Annotated in this window: 14 protein-coding genes and 1 tRNA gene; 10 read left to right on the top strand and 5 right to left on the bottom strand. The window is 70.9% G+C overall.

What is annotated here, in order from left to right; all coding sequences use genetic code 11:
* Positions 1–16: 16 nt before the first annotated feature.
* From ACGFRF_RS12820 to ACGFRF_RS12810, 3 genes are all read right to left on the bottom strand, one after another.
* Positions 17–889: a cellulose-binding protein gene (locus ACGFRF_RS12820; RefSeq protein ID WP_393739365.1), complete on the bottom strand. Its 873-nt coding sequence runs from the start codon at positions 887–889 to the stop codon at positions 17–19.
* Between the two features lie 230 nt (positions 890–1119).
* Positions 1120–4233 carry an SUKH-4 family immunity protein gene (locus ACGFRF_RS12815; protein ID WP_393739040.1) on the bottom strand — a complete coding sequence of 1038 codons (3114 nt, stop codon included), beginning with the start codon at positions 4231–4233 and terminating at the stop codon, positions 1120–1122.
* Between the two features lie 10 nt (positions 4234–4243).
* Positions 4244–5284, bottom strand: coding sequence for an SMI1/KNR4 family protein (locus ACGFRF_RS12810; protein WP_393739038.1), 1041 nt, complete (start codon positions 5282–5284; stop codon positions 4244–4246).
* A 265-nt stretch (positions 5285–5549) separates the two neighbouring features.
* On the opposite strand from ACGFRF_RS12810, the gene ACGFRF_RS12805 reads away from it, so the two are divergent.
* Both ACGFRF_RS12805 and ACGFRF_RS12800 read left to right on the top strand, forming a co-directional pair.
* Positions 5550–6065 (top strand): YwqJ-related putative deaminase, encoded by a 516-nt coding sequence (locus ACGFRF_RS12805; protein ID WP_393739036.1) that lies wholly within the window; start codon positions 5550–5552, stop codon positions 6063–6065.
* 46 nt (positions 6066–6111) lie between these two features.
* Positions 6112–6606 (top strand): SUKH-3 domain-containing protein, encoded by a 495-nt coding sequence (locus tag ACGFRF_RS12800; RefSeq protein ID WP_393739034.1) that lies wholly within the window; start codon positions 6112–6114, stop codon positions 6604–6606.
* Positions 6607–6630: 24 nt separating this feature from the next.
* Here ACGFRF_RS12800 and ACGFRF_RS12795 read toward each other — a convergent pair whose 3' ends face one another.
* Positions 6631–7944 (bottom strand): sensor histidine kinase, encoded by a 1314-nt coding sequence (locus ACGFRF_RS12795; protein ID WP_393739032.1) that lies wholly within the window; start codon positions 7942–7944, stop codon positions 6631–6633.
* Between the two features lie 166 nt (positions 7945–8110).
* On the opposite strand from ACGFRF_RS12795, the gene ACGFRF_RS12790 reads away from it, so the two are divergent.
* From ACGFRF_RS12790 to ACGFRF_RS12755, 8 genes are all read left to right on the top strand, one after another.
* A complete protein-coding gene (locus tag ACGFRF_RS12790; RefSeq protein ID WP_393739030.1) occupies positions 8111–8983 on the top strand; it encodes a helix-turn-helix domain-containing protein in 873 nt (290 codons plus the stop codon).
* An 11-nt stretch (positions 8984–8994) separates the two neighbouring features.
* A tRNA-Gln gene (locus tag ACGFRF_RS12785) sits at positions 8995–9065 on the top strand.
* 134 nt (positions 9066–9199) lie between these two features.
* Entirely contained in the window at positions 9200–10648 is a 1449-nt protein-coding gene (gene glmU, locus ACGFRF_RS12780; RefSeq protein WP_393739028.1) for a bifunctional UDP-N-acetylglucosamine diphosphorylase/glucosamine-1-phosphate N-acetyltransferase GlmU, read from the top strand.
* A gap of 153 nt (positions 10649–10801) precedes the next feature.
* Positions 10802–11782 (top strand): ribose-phosphate diphosphokinase, encoded by a 981-nt coding sequence (locus tag ACGFRF_RS12775; protein ID WP_393739026.1) that lies wholly within the window; start codon positions 10802–10804, stop codon positions 11780–11782.
* A gap of 221 nt (positions 11783–12003) precedes the next feature.
* Positions 12004–12600 carry a 50S ribosomal protein L25/general stress protein Ctc gene (locus ACGFRF_RS12770; RefSeq protein ID WP_393739024.1) on the top strand — a complete coding sequence of 199 codons (597 nt, stop codon included), beginning with the start codon at positions 12004–12006 and terminating at the stop codon, positions 12598–12600.
* A gap of 75 nt (positions 12601–12675) precedes the next feature.
* Positions 12676–13278, top strand: coding sequence for an aminoacyl-tRNA hydrolase (pth, locus tag ACGFRF_RS12765; protein WP_393739022.1), 603 nt, complete (start codon positions 12676–12678; stop codon positions 13276–13278).
* A gap of 52 nt (positions 13279–13330) precedes the next feature.
* On the top strand, positions 13331–13837 hold the full coding sequence (locus tag ACGFRF_RS12760) for a hypothetical protein (protein ID WP_393739363.1): 507 nt from the start codon (positions 13331–13333) through the stop codon (positions 13835–13837).
* Between the two features lie 135 nt (positions 13838–13972).
* On the top strand, positions 13973–14677 hold the full coding sequence (locus ACGFRF_RS12755; protein ID WP_393739020.1) for a hypothetical protein: 705 nt from the start codon (positions 13973–13975) through the stop codon (positions 14675–14677).
* 69 nt (positions 14678–14746) lie between these two features.
* Here ACGFRF_RS12755 and ppc read toward each other — a convergent pair whose 3' ends face one another.
* Positions 14747–17479 carry a phosphoenolpyruvate carboxylase gene (ppc, locus tag ACGFRF_RS12750; protein WP_393739018.1) on the bottom strand — a complete coding sequence of 911 codons (2733 nt, stop codon included), beginning with the start codon at positions 17477–17479 and terminating at the stop codon, positions 14747–14749.
* Positions 17480–17491 lie beyond the last annotated feature (12 nt).

Below are 17491 nucleotides of genomic sequence, written 5' to 3'. Positions count from 1 at the left end.
CACGACTGGCGGGCCGCTACTCCAGTGCGGCCCGGCCCGTCAGCGTGATCAGGCTGCTGCGCACGCTGTCCATGTGCGCCCGTACGACGTCCCAGGTCTCGCCGTGCTCGCGCAGCACCTGTTCCGTCTCCCGGGCGATGCGCTCCTCGCGCGCACGCGCGTCGGCGACGATGTCGGCGGCACGCGCGTGTGCCTCCTCCTGGCAGCGGCGGGCGGACTCCTCGGCCTCGCCGAACTCCCGCTCCGCCTCGGACAGCGCGTGCTCCGCCCGGCTGACCCGCTCGGCGAGCCGGGCGTCGAGCTCGGCCACCTTCTCGGCCTCCTCACGCTCGGCCTGCGCCCAGCGCTCGGCGTGCTCCCGGGACTGCTCGGCGAGCATGCCGGTGGTGCGCTGCCGTACCTCGCGCAACGCGGCAAGGGCCTCCCCGCGCCCTTCCTTCACCTCGCGGCGGGCGCCGACGCGGATGTCGTCGGCCTCGGCGCTCGCGGCCAGGAGCACCTGGCGGGCGCGCTCGTCGGCTTCCGCGCGAAGCGCGTCCGCCGCCTCCTGCGCCTCCCGGCGGACGTCCTCGGCACGTGCCTCGGCCTGCGCGAGGTGCTCGTGCGCCGCACGCCTGGTGCGCTCCCGGATGTCCGCCGCCTCGTCCAGCGCGTGCTGGAACAGGCGGCGGGCGCCCTCGCCGAGCGCCTCGTACGTCTGCGGCGCCAGCCGGGAGACGGTCTCGCGCAGTCGCGCGGCCTCCGCCCCCATCTCCTTGGCGAGCACCGTCAGCCGTGCGGCGCGCTCCCACGCGGCGTCCCGGCGCTGCGACAGCGCCGCCACGTACGCGTCGACCTGATCGGGGCGGTAGCCGCGCCCCCGGACCGTCACGAAGTCGTGCGGCGGCATCGATGCGCTGCTCACCCTGGAAACCCCTCTCCACCGGACGTACACGACAGGATGATTTCGCGCACATCTTGATGGATCGGACATAGGTGTTCATAACGCGACACTCCGCAGTCACGTCACGGCCGAAACATCACACTTCGCGGTCGGCGTGGCGGACCGGGGCGCCCGGAGCACACCCTCCTCATGGGTGACGGGCACACCCCGGCCCCCCGCTCACGTCAGCGAGGACGTCACAGCAGCCCGTCCCACATCTGCTCCAGCAGCACCGACCACCAGCTCTCCGGAGAGCCGAGCGCCGCCGGGTCCAAGGAGGCCAGCTGCGCCTGGAAGTCGACGGTCCAGCGGCCCGCCTGCTCCTGGTTCAGCCCGTACCGCAGGCGCCACATCCGGCCGAGCAGCGCCAGGCAGCGCGCGAACTCCGGCAGCCCGCTGTTCACGAACTGCGGCGGCACCGGAGCACCACCCGGCCCCGCCTCCACCGGCACGGCCACGATGTTCGCGGTGCCGTACTGCACACAGATCGCCTTGCCGAAGTCGGTGCCCATCACGAGGTACGACCCCGCGTCCGCCGCCGGCTGCACCCCCCGCTCGACCGCCAGCTCCGCCAGCGTCGGCACCGGCCGGCCCGGTTGCGCCTGCGCCCAGAAGAACGGGCCCATGTCCAGCGGCAACCCGGCCACGACCAGCATGTGCGCCACGATCGGCGGCACACCCTGCCGCGACACCGCCTGCTGCTCGAACCGGAAGACCCCCGGCCCGAACGCCGCCGCCAGCTCCTGCGCGATCCCCTCCGGCGGGATCGCCGGCGCGGCCTGCACCGGCGGCAGCGGCGCCCGCACCGGCGCCGGCCGCGCGGGACCGTCCGCCACCTGATGCAACTCACCCTGGTGCGCCAGCAACTGCTGCATGCCCTGCTGCCGGCTCGCGTGGTCCGTGCCGTACGGCGCGATGCTCGCGATCCGCGCCTGCGGCCACTGCTCCCGGATCATCCGGGCACAGTAGGCGCCCGGCAGCTCGCACGACTCCAGCTCGGTGTGCAGCTCCAGCACCTGGTCCGGCGGCACGTTCATGGCGCGCAGCTCGTGGAAGATCTGCCACTCCGGGTGCGGCGTGCCCGGCGCCGAACGCCGGATCAGCTGCTGCTCCGAACCGTCCTGCGCGCGATACCGCAGCACCGCCTGGTAACCGGGGCCGACCGTCGGCTGCCCCTGCTGCGGATACCCGTACGCCGGAGGCTGCCCCGGCACCGGGGCACCCGGCGGCATCGGCTGCGGAACGCCCGGCATGCCAGGCACGGGCGGCGGGGGTGCGCCGGGGCCGGCCACGGGGGGCGCGGACAGCACGGTCTCGGCATGGTGCACGGCACCTCGCCCACCACCGGACGCACCGGGCGCACCAGGGACACCAGGCACACCCGGAGCGCCGGGCGACTGCGGTACGCCGGGCGCGGGAGGCACGCCGGGGGCACCCGGGGGCTGCGGTGCGCCGGGCGCGGGAGGCATACCCGGGGCGTTCGCGGCCCCGGGAGCGCCGGGCGGGTTCGGCATGCCAGGGGCACCCGGGCCGCCCTGCGCGCCCGGAACACCGGGGGCACCCGGAGCACCTGGAGGTTGCGGCGCACCCCCACCCAACTGGCTGGGGTCGGCCAACACCGTGGCCGCGTGGTGGACGTTGCCCGGAGGCGTACCGCCCGGCGCATTCGGCGCGCCCGGCACCTGGGCGCCGTCCGCGCCACCGGCACCGACCTGCCCCTCGGGCCCCTCGGGTCCGAGCGCCGACACAAGCTGCGTGGGCACATAGCCGCCCGCGGACGCACCCGGCGCGGGCGCAGGCGCCCCACTCCCCGGGCGCGCGCCCGGCGTACCCGGGGCGCCCGGCGGAGGGGGCGGCGCACCCACTCCACCGCGCGCCTTCTTCGGCGGCGGCGCCGCCTTGCTCGTCGCGGCGTCCGCGATGTCACCGGCGTGGGGTGCGAGAGGCCGCGCGGGCGCACCCGGTCCCGCCGGGGGCTGCGGCGCGTTCGGCGCACCGCCCGGCGCCTGCGGGTAGCCGTAGCCCGGAGCAGCGGGAGGCGCGGGCGGTGTGCCGTGCGCCGACGGACGGGCGGGCGCCCCCGGCGGGGGCGTACCCGGCGCTGCGGGCGCCTGCGGGTAGCCGTACGGCGGCGTGCCGGGCGGCGGCGCCGGCGTGCTGCCCTGCGGGACACCCGGCGCACCAGGAGCAGCGGAAGTACCGGGAGCGGCAGCGGCATCAGGTGCCGCCGGCCCGCCCGGCGCGTACGCGGCACCGGGCGCCCCCGGAGCGCCACCAGCGGTGGACGGGCCACCGTGCGCACCGGGCGCAAAGCCCTGCGCTCCCGGCCCGTTCGAGGCATCGAGCGCCGGCGCGACCGCCGTCGGCGGCAGCTGACTGCCCCCCGACATCAATGCCGTCTTCGCATCCGGCGCCGCCGCCGGCGGCCGCGGCCGCTCATCGTCCGAGTCGCTCAACGGCGCCGCGAACACCGTCGCCGGCAACGGCACGGAACGGTCGTCCTCACCGGCTTCCGCATTGGTGTCCGTACCCGCCCAGGGCGTGGACCCCGCAGGCGTGTCAGCCGGAGCAGGGCCGGCCCCGGGCACCGCCCCACCACCGGGCGCACCGGGCGCACCGGAAGGGCTGGGCACGCCAGGCCCACCGGGAGCACCGAACGGGCTCGGCACCCCAGGGCCACCGGGGTTATCGGGCATCCCGGGCCGGCTCGACGGGCTGGACGGGCCGGACGCACCAGCGCCCCCCTGCACCCCACCGAACGCCCCGGAAGCCCCCGGCACCCCGGCCCGCGTCTCCGCCGGCCCCGCACCACCAGAAACGGCCCCCACACCACCACCGGCATCCGACCCACCGGCACCAGCACCAGCGGCAACCCCCGCAGAAGCCCCCTGCGAAGCCCCGGCACCACCCTCGCCGCCGGGCCGCCGGTCCTCAAGGCCCAGCTTGTCCGCCGCCTCCTGCAACCACTCCGGAGGAGACAGCAGGAACGACGTCTGATTCAGGTCCACACGAACCGCGGCAGCCGACGGCACCGCGTCCTGCGGCTCGTCGGCGCGGCCGTACTCCTCCTCGTACCGGCGGATCACCTCACCCACCGGCAACGCCGGCCACAGCGTCGCCTCCCCGCTGTCCCGGGCGATGACCAGCCGCTGCCCGCCCGCATCCGAACGCGGGCCCTCCGCACGGTCCTCGCCCCACACCACGAAACCCAGCTCGAACTCCCGCACCCGCACCTCACGATGCTGATACGCGGGGACATCGCCGTTGATCCACTCCTCGGCGCGCTCCTGCGCCTGCGCGTAGGTCACCATCGCCTGCAGCTCACTCCCCCACCGGGCCGGAAGACGCCGAGCCGGAAGACACCGGGACGACACGGGCGAAACCGCCGTCCACCATCAGATCGGCCACCGTCTCCAACTCCGGCGGACTACCGGCCAACCGGGACAGGAAAGCGTCGAAATCATCACCGCACGGCAGCAGCAGACGCTCCACCCGCTCCGCCGGCGACCACGACGGATCCACATCCCGCACATCGTCGTACGCACAGAACCACACCGAACCGACCCGCTCGCCCTTCACCTTCACCGCGAGCAGACCACCCTGCACGAACGCGACACCCAGATAATCCTTCGTCAGATGATCGCGCAGACACTTGTTGACATACACCAGATCATTGACCGCGGCCTCGTCCCGCACCGTGAAGAACGGCTGGTCCACCAACAGCCCCAGCTCCGCGTCCAACGCCGTACCGACCGGCGCACAACCACCCGCAGCCTTCAGAAACGAACGATAGGCACCAGGAAGCCGGTACCCGAGGTCCTCCTCGACCCCCTGCACCTGCGCCTCCGTCACCGCCACACCCGACTTCGGCAACCCGAAATGCGCCGGACGCGTCTCCTGCAACGGCCGCGTCCCCCGCTTGGCATGATCCACCGACGCCGTCGCCACCCCACCGTGATGCCGCAGCAACGCCTTCACCTCGACCGGAACCAACTCCAGCCGCCGCGTACCCGCCACGTGATGCCACGTCCAGCCGTGCGGCGTCGCCACATCCGGCACCGTGTCCCACAACTCGTGCCCCGCCGCCGCCAACGCCGCGTTCGCCGACACGAAATCCGTCAGCCGCAACTCATCGACACCGAAACCCTCAGGCGGCTCGGCGATCTCCGCCGCCACCCGCGCGTACGGCGAGAAATCCGGGTAACCACGCTCATCGACCCGTACCCCTCTCGGGTGACGCGCCGCCCGAACCGGATCCGGGAAGTGCACGACCTGCCCGGCATAGGCCGCGTTCGGCGGCACGGCTTGTCCCCCAGCCTGGCCGCTGGGCGGTGCCCCCAGCCCGAGCCGACCTGTCGTCATGGCGGTTGCCCCCTGCGGCGTTCTCTCTGGCCTGAACGGCGGTGTCGATCGCGGATGGCGACAGCCTATGCGGAACACGAACCCCGGTCACCGGCCCACCGCATCCCCGCGCACACCACCCCCCACGCTTCCGTGACCAGCCGTCACCCCACCGTCACCACCCACCCCCGACCCGGGCGTGTCGCACCGCCCCAGCTTCCGCAGCAGCCACGGCATTTGGCACCCTGTGTCCTTCGGGGGGATGCCCGGGGAGGGAAGAACAACCATGAACACCTTGCAGACCGGAGGTACGGACGTGCGGGCCGGCGACCCTCGCATCGACTGGAGCGGCACCGACACACCCCCCGCCCCCACCCTCCGCCACCGCCGCGACGGCATCCTGCCCACCGTCGCCGCAGCCCTCTCCGTCCGCGGCACCACCCTCACCGGCACCGCCGCCCGCGGCGAGGAACCCCCCGCCCTCCACCCCCTCGTCCAGGACTTCCTCGACACCCTCACCAGCGCCCAACGCGACCGCTTCACCGGCCGCTGCGCCGAGACCATCCTCATCTCCCGCCACATCACCGCCGCCGACACCGCCCGCAGCAAACGCGCCGCCCGCAGACCCATGACCAACGGCGAAGCCCGCAAAGCACTCAAACACGCCAAACTCACCGCCCGCCGCATACGCGAGGACGGCGACCCCCTCCACGGCAGCTTCGCCACCCCCTGCCGCGCCTGCACCGCCCTCAGCGCCCACTTCGGCGTCCGCATCGTCGACCCCACGGCAACCGACGACTGACCCGCCACCCCGGAACCACCCGGCACGCACGACGAACGAAGGGCAGATGCACCCCGACCGCACCTCCACCACGCGCTTCCCCGTACCCGTCGACGCCGCCCTGCGCGCCGCCGGCTGGCAACCCGGACGCTGGGACATAAAGCAGGCCGAAATCTGGGCGGACACCCTGCGCGCACACACCTCACCCGCCGGACACCGCCACACCGTCTTCCCCGCCGCCGTCGAAGCCTGGGCCGAATTCGGCGGCCTCCACATCACCCCCACCGGCCCCGGCCGCCAGATCGCCCCCGCCACCCTCCACGTCGACCCCCTCCACGGCCTCCACCACGCCCGCACCCTCGGCGACCTCGGCCGCGCCCTCGGCACCGAACTCAGCCCCCTCGGCCAGGAGACCGACACCACAGCCCTCCTCGCCATCGACGCCGAAGGCCGCATCTACACCCTCGACCACACCGGCGACTGGTACGCCGGCCCCGACATCGACCACGCCCTGGCCACCCTCATCACCGGCATCGAACCCGTACGCCTCACCGCAGGCTGACCCCGCAACCCCGCGGAGAACGACCTACACCGCCGGAATCACCGCCGACACCCGAAAACCCCCAGCATCCGTCGGCCCCGACACGAACACACCACCCAACGCCACCACCCGCTCCCGCATCCCCACCAGACCGTTCCCACCCGACGGCAACCGCGCCGCCGACGCCGACGCCGGCTCCGGCGGCGGCTCGTTCTCCACCTGCATCGCGATCTCCGACACCCGATGCGCGAGCCGCACATACGTCTTCGCACCCGCCGCATGCTTGTGGACGTTCGTCAACGCCTCCTGCACCACCCGGTACGCCGTCTGCTCGATCTCCGCCGCATACGCCCGCACCTCCCCCTCCACCGACAGATCCACGACCATCCCCGCCGCCGCCGACTGCCCGATCAACTCGTCCAGCTCCGACAGACTCGGCCCCTCCGCCGCCCCCTCCGCCTCGGCCACCCGCGAAGCCGCCGCAGCAGCCGCCTCCCCCACCGCCACCAACGGCACCGACGCCGCACGCCGGCCCACGTCCTCCCCCGCCCGCAGCACCCCGAGCATCTCCCGCAACTCGGTCAACGCCTGCCGCCCCATGTCCCCCACCAGCGCGGCATTCCTCACCGCCTTCTCCGGATCCTTCCGCGCGACCGCCTGCAACGCCGCCGCATGCACCACCATCAGACTCACCCGGTGCGCGACGACGTCATGCATCTCCCGCGCGATCCGCGTCCGCTCCTCGTTGCGCGCCCACTCCGCACGCTCCTCCGCCCGCTCCGCGAGCAACTGAAGCTCCCGCTCCAAAGAGTCCGCCCGCTCCCGCAAGCTCTCCATCAACCGCCGCCGCGCACCCACGTACAGACCCAGCAGCACCGGCGGAGCCGTCAACCCCAACGACGTCGTGACCGCCGCGAACGGCACGAACCAGTCACCGAGCGTCAGATCACCCCGCGCCATGTCCTGCCGCACCCGCACGAACGTCACGATCATCGTGCCCAGCAACGACATCCCCGCCAGCGCACCGATGATCCGCCGCGGCAGCTCACACGCCGCCAGCGTGTACAGGCCGACGATGCCCATCAGGAAACCCATCTGGGCCGGTGTGATCGCGATGGCGACGAGCACAACGGCGATCGGCCACTTCCGCCGCACCAGCAACACCGAACCGGCGATCAGCCCGAAACCGATCCCCACCGACACCGGGACACCCGCGTCCCGGGCGAACGGAATCCCCTCCGCGCCGCACTCCACGGCGGACACCAGCGCGAGACTCCCGTCGAGCACCGCACTGCGCCACCTCCCCCACCACCAAGGGCCGGTCAGCCCCCTGGCGTGCTCTTCCCCCGTCATGGTCATACACCCAGCCTAAGGGCGACCGGCGCGGCATTTCCGGTGACTTTTACCTACGACCACACACCACACTCCACAGCAGAACGACCTCGAAACCCCCCGATATCCCTCGAACTGCTGAACCTTTCCTGTTCGAGTACGGAACCACCCATTCCGCCCGGACGGTATGCGTATGACACATGCACCCGGCACATACGCCGACTTCGACGACCTCCGAGCACGGGCGATCGCCCTGCGCCGAGCGGGCCACAGCCTCCGCCAGATCCGGGACGAGCTGAAGATCTTCAACAACGACATCCTCAACCAGCTGGTGAAGGGCGAACCACCACCGGAGTGGACGAAGCGCCCGAGGGCGAAGGACGACCTCCGCGCGAAGGCACGCGAGCTACGGCTGCGGGGCTGGACCTACGACCAGATCGAGGCGGAGCTCGGTTGCTCACGAAGCTCGGTGTCACTGTGGGTCCGGGACCTGCCGGAGCCGGAACGCCGACGCAGCCCCGAAGAAGCGGCCGCGATCGCCCACAAGGGCTGGGAAGCGAGGCTGCGCCTGCGGGACGAGGAGCGCCGGCGCACGAAGGAAGAGGCCAAACTGGCGATCGGCAGCATGTCGACTCGCGAGCTGTTCCTGGTGGGCGTGGGCCTCTACTGGGCAGAGGGGGGCAAGGACAAACCGTACGACCGCCGCGAGAACATCTCCTTCGTGAACAGCGACCCCGGGATGATCGAGGTGTTCCTGGCCTGGCTGGACCTCCTCGAAGTTCAGCGCGATCGCCTGCGGTTCACGGTGATGATCCACGAGACGGCGGACGTCGGAGCGGCTGAGCGCTACTGGGCAGACCTGGTCGGCGCCGCCCCCGGCTCCTTCAACAAGACCACCATCAAGAAGCACAACCCCAAGACGGTCCGCAAGAACACCGGCGAGAACTATCGGGGCTGTCTCGTGATCAAAGTCCTGAAAGGCGCCGACTTGTACCGTCGCATCGAAGGGTCTTGGTACGGCATAGTGGAGGCCGCGCGCGAAACCGATCGCCCAATTCGGACATAGCACGCAAACCATCCCGGATCGTCTAAGGGCAGGACAAACGGTTTTGGTCCGTTGAATGAGGGTTCGAATCCTTCTCCGGGAGCCCACAGCACACAAAACCTAGGTTCGGGTCCTGACCGGTAACCCCCGGTCAGGGCCCGCACTCGTTCCCCCCACAACTCACCCCGGTATCCTGCGGCTGTCACCCCCACCCATCCAGAGCCGAAGGGCAACCCCGTGAGCGCCATCCGCCCGGCAGCCGTCGTCGTTCTTGCAGCGGGTGAGGGCACCCGTATGAAGTCGGCCACACCCAAGGTCCTCCACCAGATCTGCGGCCGCTCCCTGGTCGGCCATGTGCTGGCCGCTGCCCGTGAGTTGGATCCCCAGAACCTGGTCGTCGTCGTGGGCCACGCCCGTGAGCAGGTCACCGCGCACCTGACCGGGATCGACCCGGCCGTGCGCACGGCCGTGCAGGCGGAGCAGAAGGGGACCGGGCACGCCGTCCGTATGGGGCTGGAGGAGCTGGGCGGGGCCGTGGACGGGACCGTGGTGGTCGTCTGCGGGGACACGCCCCTGCTGACCGCGGACACCTTGAAGCGGCTCGCCGAGACGCATCGCGCCGACGGTAACGCCGTGACCGTTCTCACGGCCGAGGTGCCGGACGCGACCGGTTACGGCCGGATCGTGCGGGACGAGGCGACCGGTGCGGTGACGGCGATCGTGGAGCACAAGGACGCGACCGAGGTCCAGCGGGCGATCCGGGAGATCAACAGCGGGGTGTTCGCGTTCGACGGGCAGTTGCTGGCGGACGCGCTGAAGAAGGTGCGGACGGACAACAGTCAGGGTGAGGAGTACCTGACCGATGTGCTCGGGATCCTGCGGGAGGCCGGGCATCGGGTGGGGGCGTCCGTGGCGGGTGATCATCGGGAGATCGCCGGGATCAACAACCGGGTGCAGCTGGCCGAGGCTCGCCGGATCCTCAACGACCGGCTGCTGACCCGGGCCATGCTGGAGGGGGTCACGGTGGTCGACCCGGCTACGACGTGGGTCGATGTGACCGTGACGTTCGAGCAGGACGCGGTCGTGCATCCGGGTACGCAGTTGCTCGGGTCGACGCATCTGGGTGAGGGTGCCGAGGTCGGGCCGAACAGCCGGCTGACGGACACCCGGGTGGGTGCGGGGGCGCGGGTGGACACGACGGTGTCGGACGGTGCGCGGATCGGTGAGCAGGCGTCGGTGGGTCCGTACGCGTATCTGCGGCCGGGTACTCGTCTGGGGCTGAGGTCGAAGATCGGTACGTATGTGGAGACGAAGAACTCCTCGATCGGTGAGGGGACGAAGGTTCCGCATCTGTCGTATGTCGGTGATGCGACGATCGGTGATTTCACGAACATCGGGGCGGCGAGTGTGTTCGTGAACTACGACGGGGAGAGCAAGCACCACACGACCGTCGGGTCGCATTGCAAGACGGGTTCGGACAACATGTTTGTGGCTCCTGTCACGGTCGGGGACGGTGCGTACACCGCTGCCGGGTCTGTGATCACGAAGGATGTGCCGCCCGGTTCGTTGGCCGTGGCCCGCGGTCAGCAGCGGAATATCGAGGGTTGGGTGGCGCGGAAGCGTCCGGGGAGCGCGGCGGCGAAGGCGGCCGAGGCGGCGTCCGGGCGGGGTGCGGGCGAGGAGTGAGGGGGCACGGGTGCGCCGAACACGGCGTACCGTGATAAGTGCACATCTGCACGCGTGCACCCGCATCCTTACCAGCTGATACGGCCTCTCACGCCCAGCCGAGAGGTCGCCGAGCAGCCGGCTGGCTGAGACAACCTCTGAGGAGACTGTGCTGTGACCGGGATCAAGACGACCGGCGAGAAGAAGATGATGTTCTTCTCCGGCCGCGCCCACCCCGAGCTTGCCGAGGAGGTCGCCCAGCAGCTGGGTGTCGGGGTTGTCCCGACGAAGGCCTTCGACTTCGCGAACGGTGAGATCTATGTCCGTTACCAGGAGTCGGCTCGTGGTGCGGACTGCTTCCTGATCCAGAGCCACACGGCTCCGATCAACAAGTGGATCATGGAGCAGTTGATCATGATCGACGCACTGAAGCGTGCGTCGGCTCGTTCGATCACGGTAATCGTGCCGTTCTACGGTTACGCGCGGCAGGACAAGAAGCACCGGGGCCGTGAACCGATCTCGGCGCGTCTGATCGCGGATCTGATGAAGACGGCGGGTGCGGACCGGATCCTGACCGTGGATCTGCACACGGATCAGATCCAGGGCTTCTTCGACGGGCCGGTGGACCATCTGTTCGCGCTTCCGCTGCTGGCGGACTACGTGGGCGGCAAGGTGGACCGGGACAAGCTGACGGTGGTGTCTCCGGACGCGGGTCGTGTGCGGGTGGCGGACCGGTGGTGTGACCGGCTCGGTGCGCCGCTGGCGATCGTGCACAAGCGGCGGGACAAGGACGTGGCGAACCAGGTGACCGTCCATGAGGTCGTGGGTGAGGTCAAGGGGCGCGTGTGTGTGCTGGTGGACGACATGATCGACACCGGTGGGACGATCTGTGCGGCGGCCGACGCGTTGTTCGCGCACGGTGCGGAGGATGTCATCGTGACGGCGACGCACGGTGTGCTTTCGGGTCCGGCTGCGGATCGGCTGAAGAACTCCCGGGTGAGTGAGTTCGTGTTCACGAACACGTTGCCGACGCCGGGTGAGTTGGCGGCGGACCTGGACAAGCTCAAGGTGTTGTCGATTGCTCCGACGATCGCGAGTGCGGTGCGTGAGGTGTTCGAGGATGGTTCGGTGACCAGCCTCTTCGACGAGCAGTGAGGTTTCTGCACGTCGTTCCACGGGCCCGTCCGGCGGGCTAGCTGAAGATCGTTTTGGGTACGGCCTCCCTCTGCGAGTAAACTGCTCCAGTTGCTCGGCGAGGGAGGCCGTACTCCGTTGGAAGACGGATGCGGTGGTCCGTTATCGACGCGCTCTTCGTAGCAGGCCGTTCGTGGCCGGGTGACCACGTCCGTTCCTAGTTCCTGCGAGGAGTGATCAACATGTCCGAGGTGAAGCTCACCGCCGAGACCCGCACCGAGTTCGGCAAGGGTGCCGCGCGCCGCATCCGCCGTGACAACAAGGTTCCGGGTGTTCTGTACGGCCACGGTTCCGAGCCGCTGCACCTGACCCTGCCGGGCCACGACCTGCTGCTGGCGCTGCGTACGCCGAACGTCCTGATCTCCCTGGACATCGACGGCAAGACCAACGAGCTGGCGATCCCGAAGGCCGTTCAGCGCGACCCGCTGAAGGGCTTCCTGGAGCACGTCGACCTGCAGCTGGTCAAGCGTGGCGAGAAGGTCACGGTCGAGATCTTCGTCCACACCGAGGGCGAGCTGGCGCCGGGCGGCAACCTGCTGGAGCACGTTCTGAACGCGCTGCCCGTCGAGACCGAGGCCACGCACATCCCCGAGTCGGTCACGGTCTCCGTCGAGGGTCTGGAGGCCGGTGCCTCCATCCTCGCCAAGGACATCCCGCTCCCGTCCGGCACCACGCTGGCCGTCGAGGAGGACACGGTCGTGCTGCAGGTCCTGGCCGCGCAGGCCGAGGAGACCCAGGGTGAAGAGGCCGCCGAGGGCGAAGAGGCCGCCGAGGCCTGATCCTCGCCGTCGTCATCATCTGTTCAGCCGCCGCTGCCCTCGCCGGGAGCGGCGGCTGGCGCGTATCAAGGAGACATGGACGTGACCACGCCCGCCACTGCCCCCTGGCTCATCGTGGGGCTCGGTAATCCGGGGCCGGAGTACGCCATGAACCGGCACAACGTCGGTTTCATGGTGGTCGACCTGCTCGCGGAGCGGATCGGGGGGAAGTTCAAGCGGGCGGGCAAGGCGCAGGCGCAGGTGCTGGAGGGGCGGATCGGTCCGGTGGGGCCGGCGAACCGCCGGGTGATCCTGGCGAAGCCGATGTCGTACATGAATCTGTCGGGCGGTCCGGTGAACGCGTTGAAGGACTTCTACAAGGTTCCGGTGGCGAACGTCGTGGCGGTCCATGACGAGCTGGACATCGACTACGGCACGCTGCGGCTGAAGCTGGGCGGGGGCGACAACGGGCACAACGGTCTGAAGTCGATGACGAAGGCGATGGGGCCGGAGTATCACCGGGTGCGGTTCGGGATCGGACGGCCGCCGGGGCGGATGCAGGTCGCGGACTTCGTGCTGAAGGACTTCTCGTCGGCGGAGCGCAAGGAGCTGGACTACTTGGTGGACCGTGCGGCGGATGCGGTGGAGTGTCTGGTGACGGAGGGGCTGGAGCGGGCGCAGGGCGCGTACAACTCCTGACTTGTCCTTTCTTGGCTCCCACCGGAGTTGACCGGTCGTGGCGGTATGGCCAATGATCCCGGCCATGCCTGCCTCAGCCACCACTGCTCGCCGCCAGGCCTCCGTGACCGCGTTGTGGTTCGGGCGGGTCGCGGCGATGGGTGCGGTCGCCGCGCTGATTCTGTTCGCCGGGGTGTGGGGTTCCTGGGGGACCGCGCAGCACGTGATGCTGACCAAGGGGCGCGAGCGCGGCACGGTCGAGGTGGCCCGGTGCGACGGCGATGCGTGTACGGGTCCGTTCACGCCGGTGTCGACGGGTGCCAGGGCTCGTGCGCGCGTGGAGATCGCGAAGTCGGTCGCGGTGCGCGAGGGGCTGACGTACGACGTGGTGGTGAAGCCGGGGACGGACGAGGTGGTGCGGTCCGGGCCGGCGGGGGTGCTCTACGCCTGGGTGCCGTTCGGCGGGGCGTTGTTGCTGGCGTCGGTGGTGGTGGCGGGCGGGATGCGGCTGACCCGGGTGGCGTGGCTGCTGGCGGGGTCGGGAACGGTGCTGCTGACTGCGGCCTTCGTGACGCTCTGAGGGGTTGGGGCGTTCTTCACGTTTGTGGGGGGCCTGAGTGTTGCCTGTTCGTGATTGACCGGCTGCCCGGCGGGACTGGAAGCTGAACCGCCCCCTCCACATCTTCCCGTTCGCATCTCGAAGATGGACTGCCCTATGCCCAGCCTGACGCGCGTCGGCGTGCTGACCGCCCTCGCCTCGGCGGCCCTTGTGGTCGCTCCCGCCGTTGCCCACGCCACCCCTCACGGGGACAACGGCACCGTGAAGATCCATGACGCCACGACCGGCGAGGAGCTGCGCCGCAACGAGCCGCATGTGTGCACGTTCTACCTGGACGCCTTCGGCTTCGACGGTGGCCGGCAGGTCGACTGGCACATCGAGGCCTGGGCGCCGACGGCGGCCACGAAGGGCGAGACCGTGAAGTCCGGTGCGCTCACGCTGGACGCCGGCGGCCATGGCCGTACCGAGGACCTGTCGCTGCCGGACGGTCACTACAAGCTGTTCTGGAACTTCGAGGGGGAGAAGGGGTCGGCCAAGCACAAGGTGTTCTGGACGGACTGCGAGGACGTGGAGGGGGGCGGTGGCAAGCCGTCCGGCTCGGTGTCCCCGTCCGTTTCGCCGTCCTCGTCGTCCTCGTCGTCCTCGTCGTCGGGTGCGGCCGCGAGCGCGGCCCCGTCCGGTTCCGGCTCGCCCTCCGCCGCCGTGGCCCCGTCCGCCTCCGCGTCGGCGCAGGGTGCCGGCGGTGACCTCGCCGAGACCGGCAACGGCGCCCCGGTGGGCGTGTTGTCGGCCGCTGCCGTCGCGCTGGTCGGCGTGGGCGGCTATCTGGTGGCCCGGCGCCGTATGGCCCGGCGGGGCTGACCCAGCCGTACGCGAAGGTGCCCCCGAGGTCGTGCTGACATCGGGGGCACCTCCGTCGTGCCGGGGTTGTCAGCCGGTGTTGCGCAGGCCCGCGGCCACGCCGTTGACGGTCAGGAGCAGGGCGCGGGCGAGCAGCGGATCGGCGGAGGCGCCGGCGGCGGCCGCGTCGCGCTGGCGCTTGAGCAGGGTGACCTGGAGGTAGGAGATCGGGTCCAGGTAGGCGTCGCGGATGGCGAAGGTCTGCTTGAGCACGGGCGCGGCGTCGAGGAGTTCGTCCTCACCGGTCACCCGCAGCACCTCGCGGACCGTCAGTTCGTGCTCGGCCTTGATGGTGTCGAAGACGTGCTTGAGCTCGTCGGGGACGAGGGTGTCGACGTAGTGCTCGGCGATGCGCAGGTCGGTCTTCGCGAGGGTCATCTCGACGTTGGAGATGAAGTTGCGGAAGAAGTGCCACTGCTCGTGCATCTCGTCGAGGACGGTGTCGAGGCCGGACTCGCGCAGGGCCTTCAGTCCGGAGCCGACGCCGAACCAGCCGGGGACGATCTGCCGGGACTGGGTCCAGCCGAACACCCAGGGGATGGCGCGCAGGCCGTCGAGTCCGGCGCCGGAGTCGGGCCGGCGGGAGGGCCGGGAGCCGAGGTGCAGGTCGGCGAGCTGGTCGACCGGGGTGGAGGCGAAGAAGTACGCCGGCAGGTCGGGGTCCTCCACCAGGCGGCGGTAGGCGGCGTGGGCGGCGTCGGAGACGACGTCCATGGCGGCGTCCCAGCGGGCGAGGGCCTCGTCGGACTGGCGGGGGGCGGTGTGCAGGGCAGAGGCCTGCAGGGTGGCCGCGACGGTCAGTTCGAGGTTCTCCCGGGCCAGGGACGGGATGAGGTACTTGTCGGAGATGACCTCGCCCTGTTCGGTGACCTTGATCTCGCCCTCGAGGGTGCCCCAGGGCTGGGCGAGGATGGCGTCGTGGGAGGGGCCGCCGCCGCGGCCGACGGTGCCGCCGCGGCCGTGGAAGAGGCGCAGGCGGACGCCGTAGCGGTGGGCGACGTCGCGCAGCCGGCGCTGGGCGCGGTGGATCTCCCACTGGCTGGTGGTGATGCCGCCGAACTTGGAGGAGTCGGAGTAGCCGAGCATGACCTCCTGGACGTCGCCGCGCAGCGCGACCAGGCGCCGGTAGGACGGGTCGGAGAGCATGTCCTCGAGGATGGTGTCGGCGGCGCGCAGCTCGTCGGTGGTCTCCAGGAGGGGGACGATGCCGATCTTGGCCCAGCCGGCGTGCAGGTCGAGCAGGCCGGCCTCGCGGGCGAGGACGGCGGCGGCGAAGACGTCGTCGGCGCCCTGGCACATGGAGATGATGTAGGACTCGATGACCTCGGGGCCGAAGACCTCCAGGGCGCGCTTGACCGTCTCGAAGACGCCGAGGGTCTTCGCGCCGGCCGCGTCCACGGGTGCCGGGGTGGGGGCCAGTGGCCGGCGGGAGCGCAGTTCCTTGGCGAGGAGCTTGGCGCGGTACTCGCGGGGCATGTCGGCGTAGCGCCAGGACTCCTCGCCGAGGCGGTCGAAGAGCTGGCCGAGGGCGTGGTGGTGGGCGTCGGCGTGTTCGCGTACGTCCATGGTGGCGAGCTGGAGGCCGAAGGCGGCCAGGGTGCGGATGGTGCGGCCGAGGCGGCCGTCGGCGAACAGTCCTCCCCGGTGCTCCCGGAGCGAGGCCTGGATGATCCGTAGGTCGTTCAGCAGTTCGCTGGTGCCGAGGTAGTCGCGGCCCTCCTCGTGCGGGGTGCCCTTGGCGAGGCGCTGCTTGGTGTTCTCGAGCTTCTGCCGGATGCAGGTGGCCTTGAGCCGGTAGGGCTCCTCGGCGTTGAGGCGCTTGTAGCGGGGGCTGATTTCGGGCAGGCGTTCGAGGTCGGCGTGGAGGGACTGCAGGAGTTCCTCGGTGGCGCCGGTGTAGCGGACGGAGTTGGAGAGCAGGCCGCGCAGTTCGTCGATCGTGTCCAGGGCGTCGTTGATGCCGTGCTCGTGCTGGAGGATGAGGACGTCCCAGGTGACCTGGGGGGTGACGTTGGGGTTGCCGTCGCGGTCGCCGCCGATCCAGGTGCCGAAGGTGAGGGGGCGGGTGTCGTCGGGGAGGTTGACGCCGACGCGCTCCAGCTCCGCCGTCAGGTCCTCGAGGACGTCGCCGACGGCCTCGGCGTGCAGCTCGTCGAGGTAGTAGATGGCGTTGCGGGCCTCGTCGGCGGGCTCGGGACGTACCACGCGCAGTTCGTCCGTCTGCCACACCAGGTCGATGTTCTCGGCGAGGCGGACGTCGTGGCGGCGGCGGTCGGAGTCGAGGACGGGGGTGTCCAGGAGGGCGGCGACGCGCCGGAGCTTGTTGAGGACCGACCGGCGTGCGGCCTCGGTGGGGTGGGCGGTGAACACCGGGCGGACGTTCAGGTGCCGCACGGTCTGCCGCAGGTGTTCGGGGTCGGCGTCCTTGAGGCGGTCGGCGGTGCGGGCGAGCAGGCCGCCCTCGGCGGCGCGCTTGGCGCGCAGTTCGCGGCCGCGGTGCACCTGCTCGGCGATGTTGGCCAGGTGGAAGTAGGTGGAGAAGGCGCGGACCAGCTTGGCCGCGGTCTCCAGTTCGGTGCCGCGCAGCAGCTCGGCGGCGGCCTCGCCGTCCTCGCGGGTGAGGCGGCGGACCTTCTCGACCAGCTCCAGGAGTTCGGGCCCTTCCTGCCGGACGAGGGTCTCTCCCAAGAGGTCACCCAGGCGGCGGATGTCGGCGCGCAGCTCGCTGCTGGTCGTGGTGGTCTGGTCGTCGGCACTGCTCACAGGTGCGGCTCC

Origin of the sequence: Streptomyces sp. NPDC048521, assembly GCF_043199855.1 — a bacterium.
Classification (GTDB): domain Bacteria; phylum Actinomycetota; class Actinomycetes; order Streptomycetales; family Streptomycetaceae; genus Streptomyces.
Note: the sequence above shows the minus strand (reverse complement) of the source record. Positions and strands in the feature narration are given on the sequence as shown.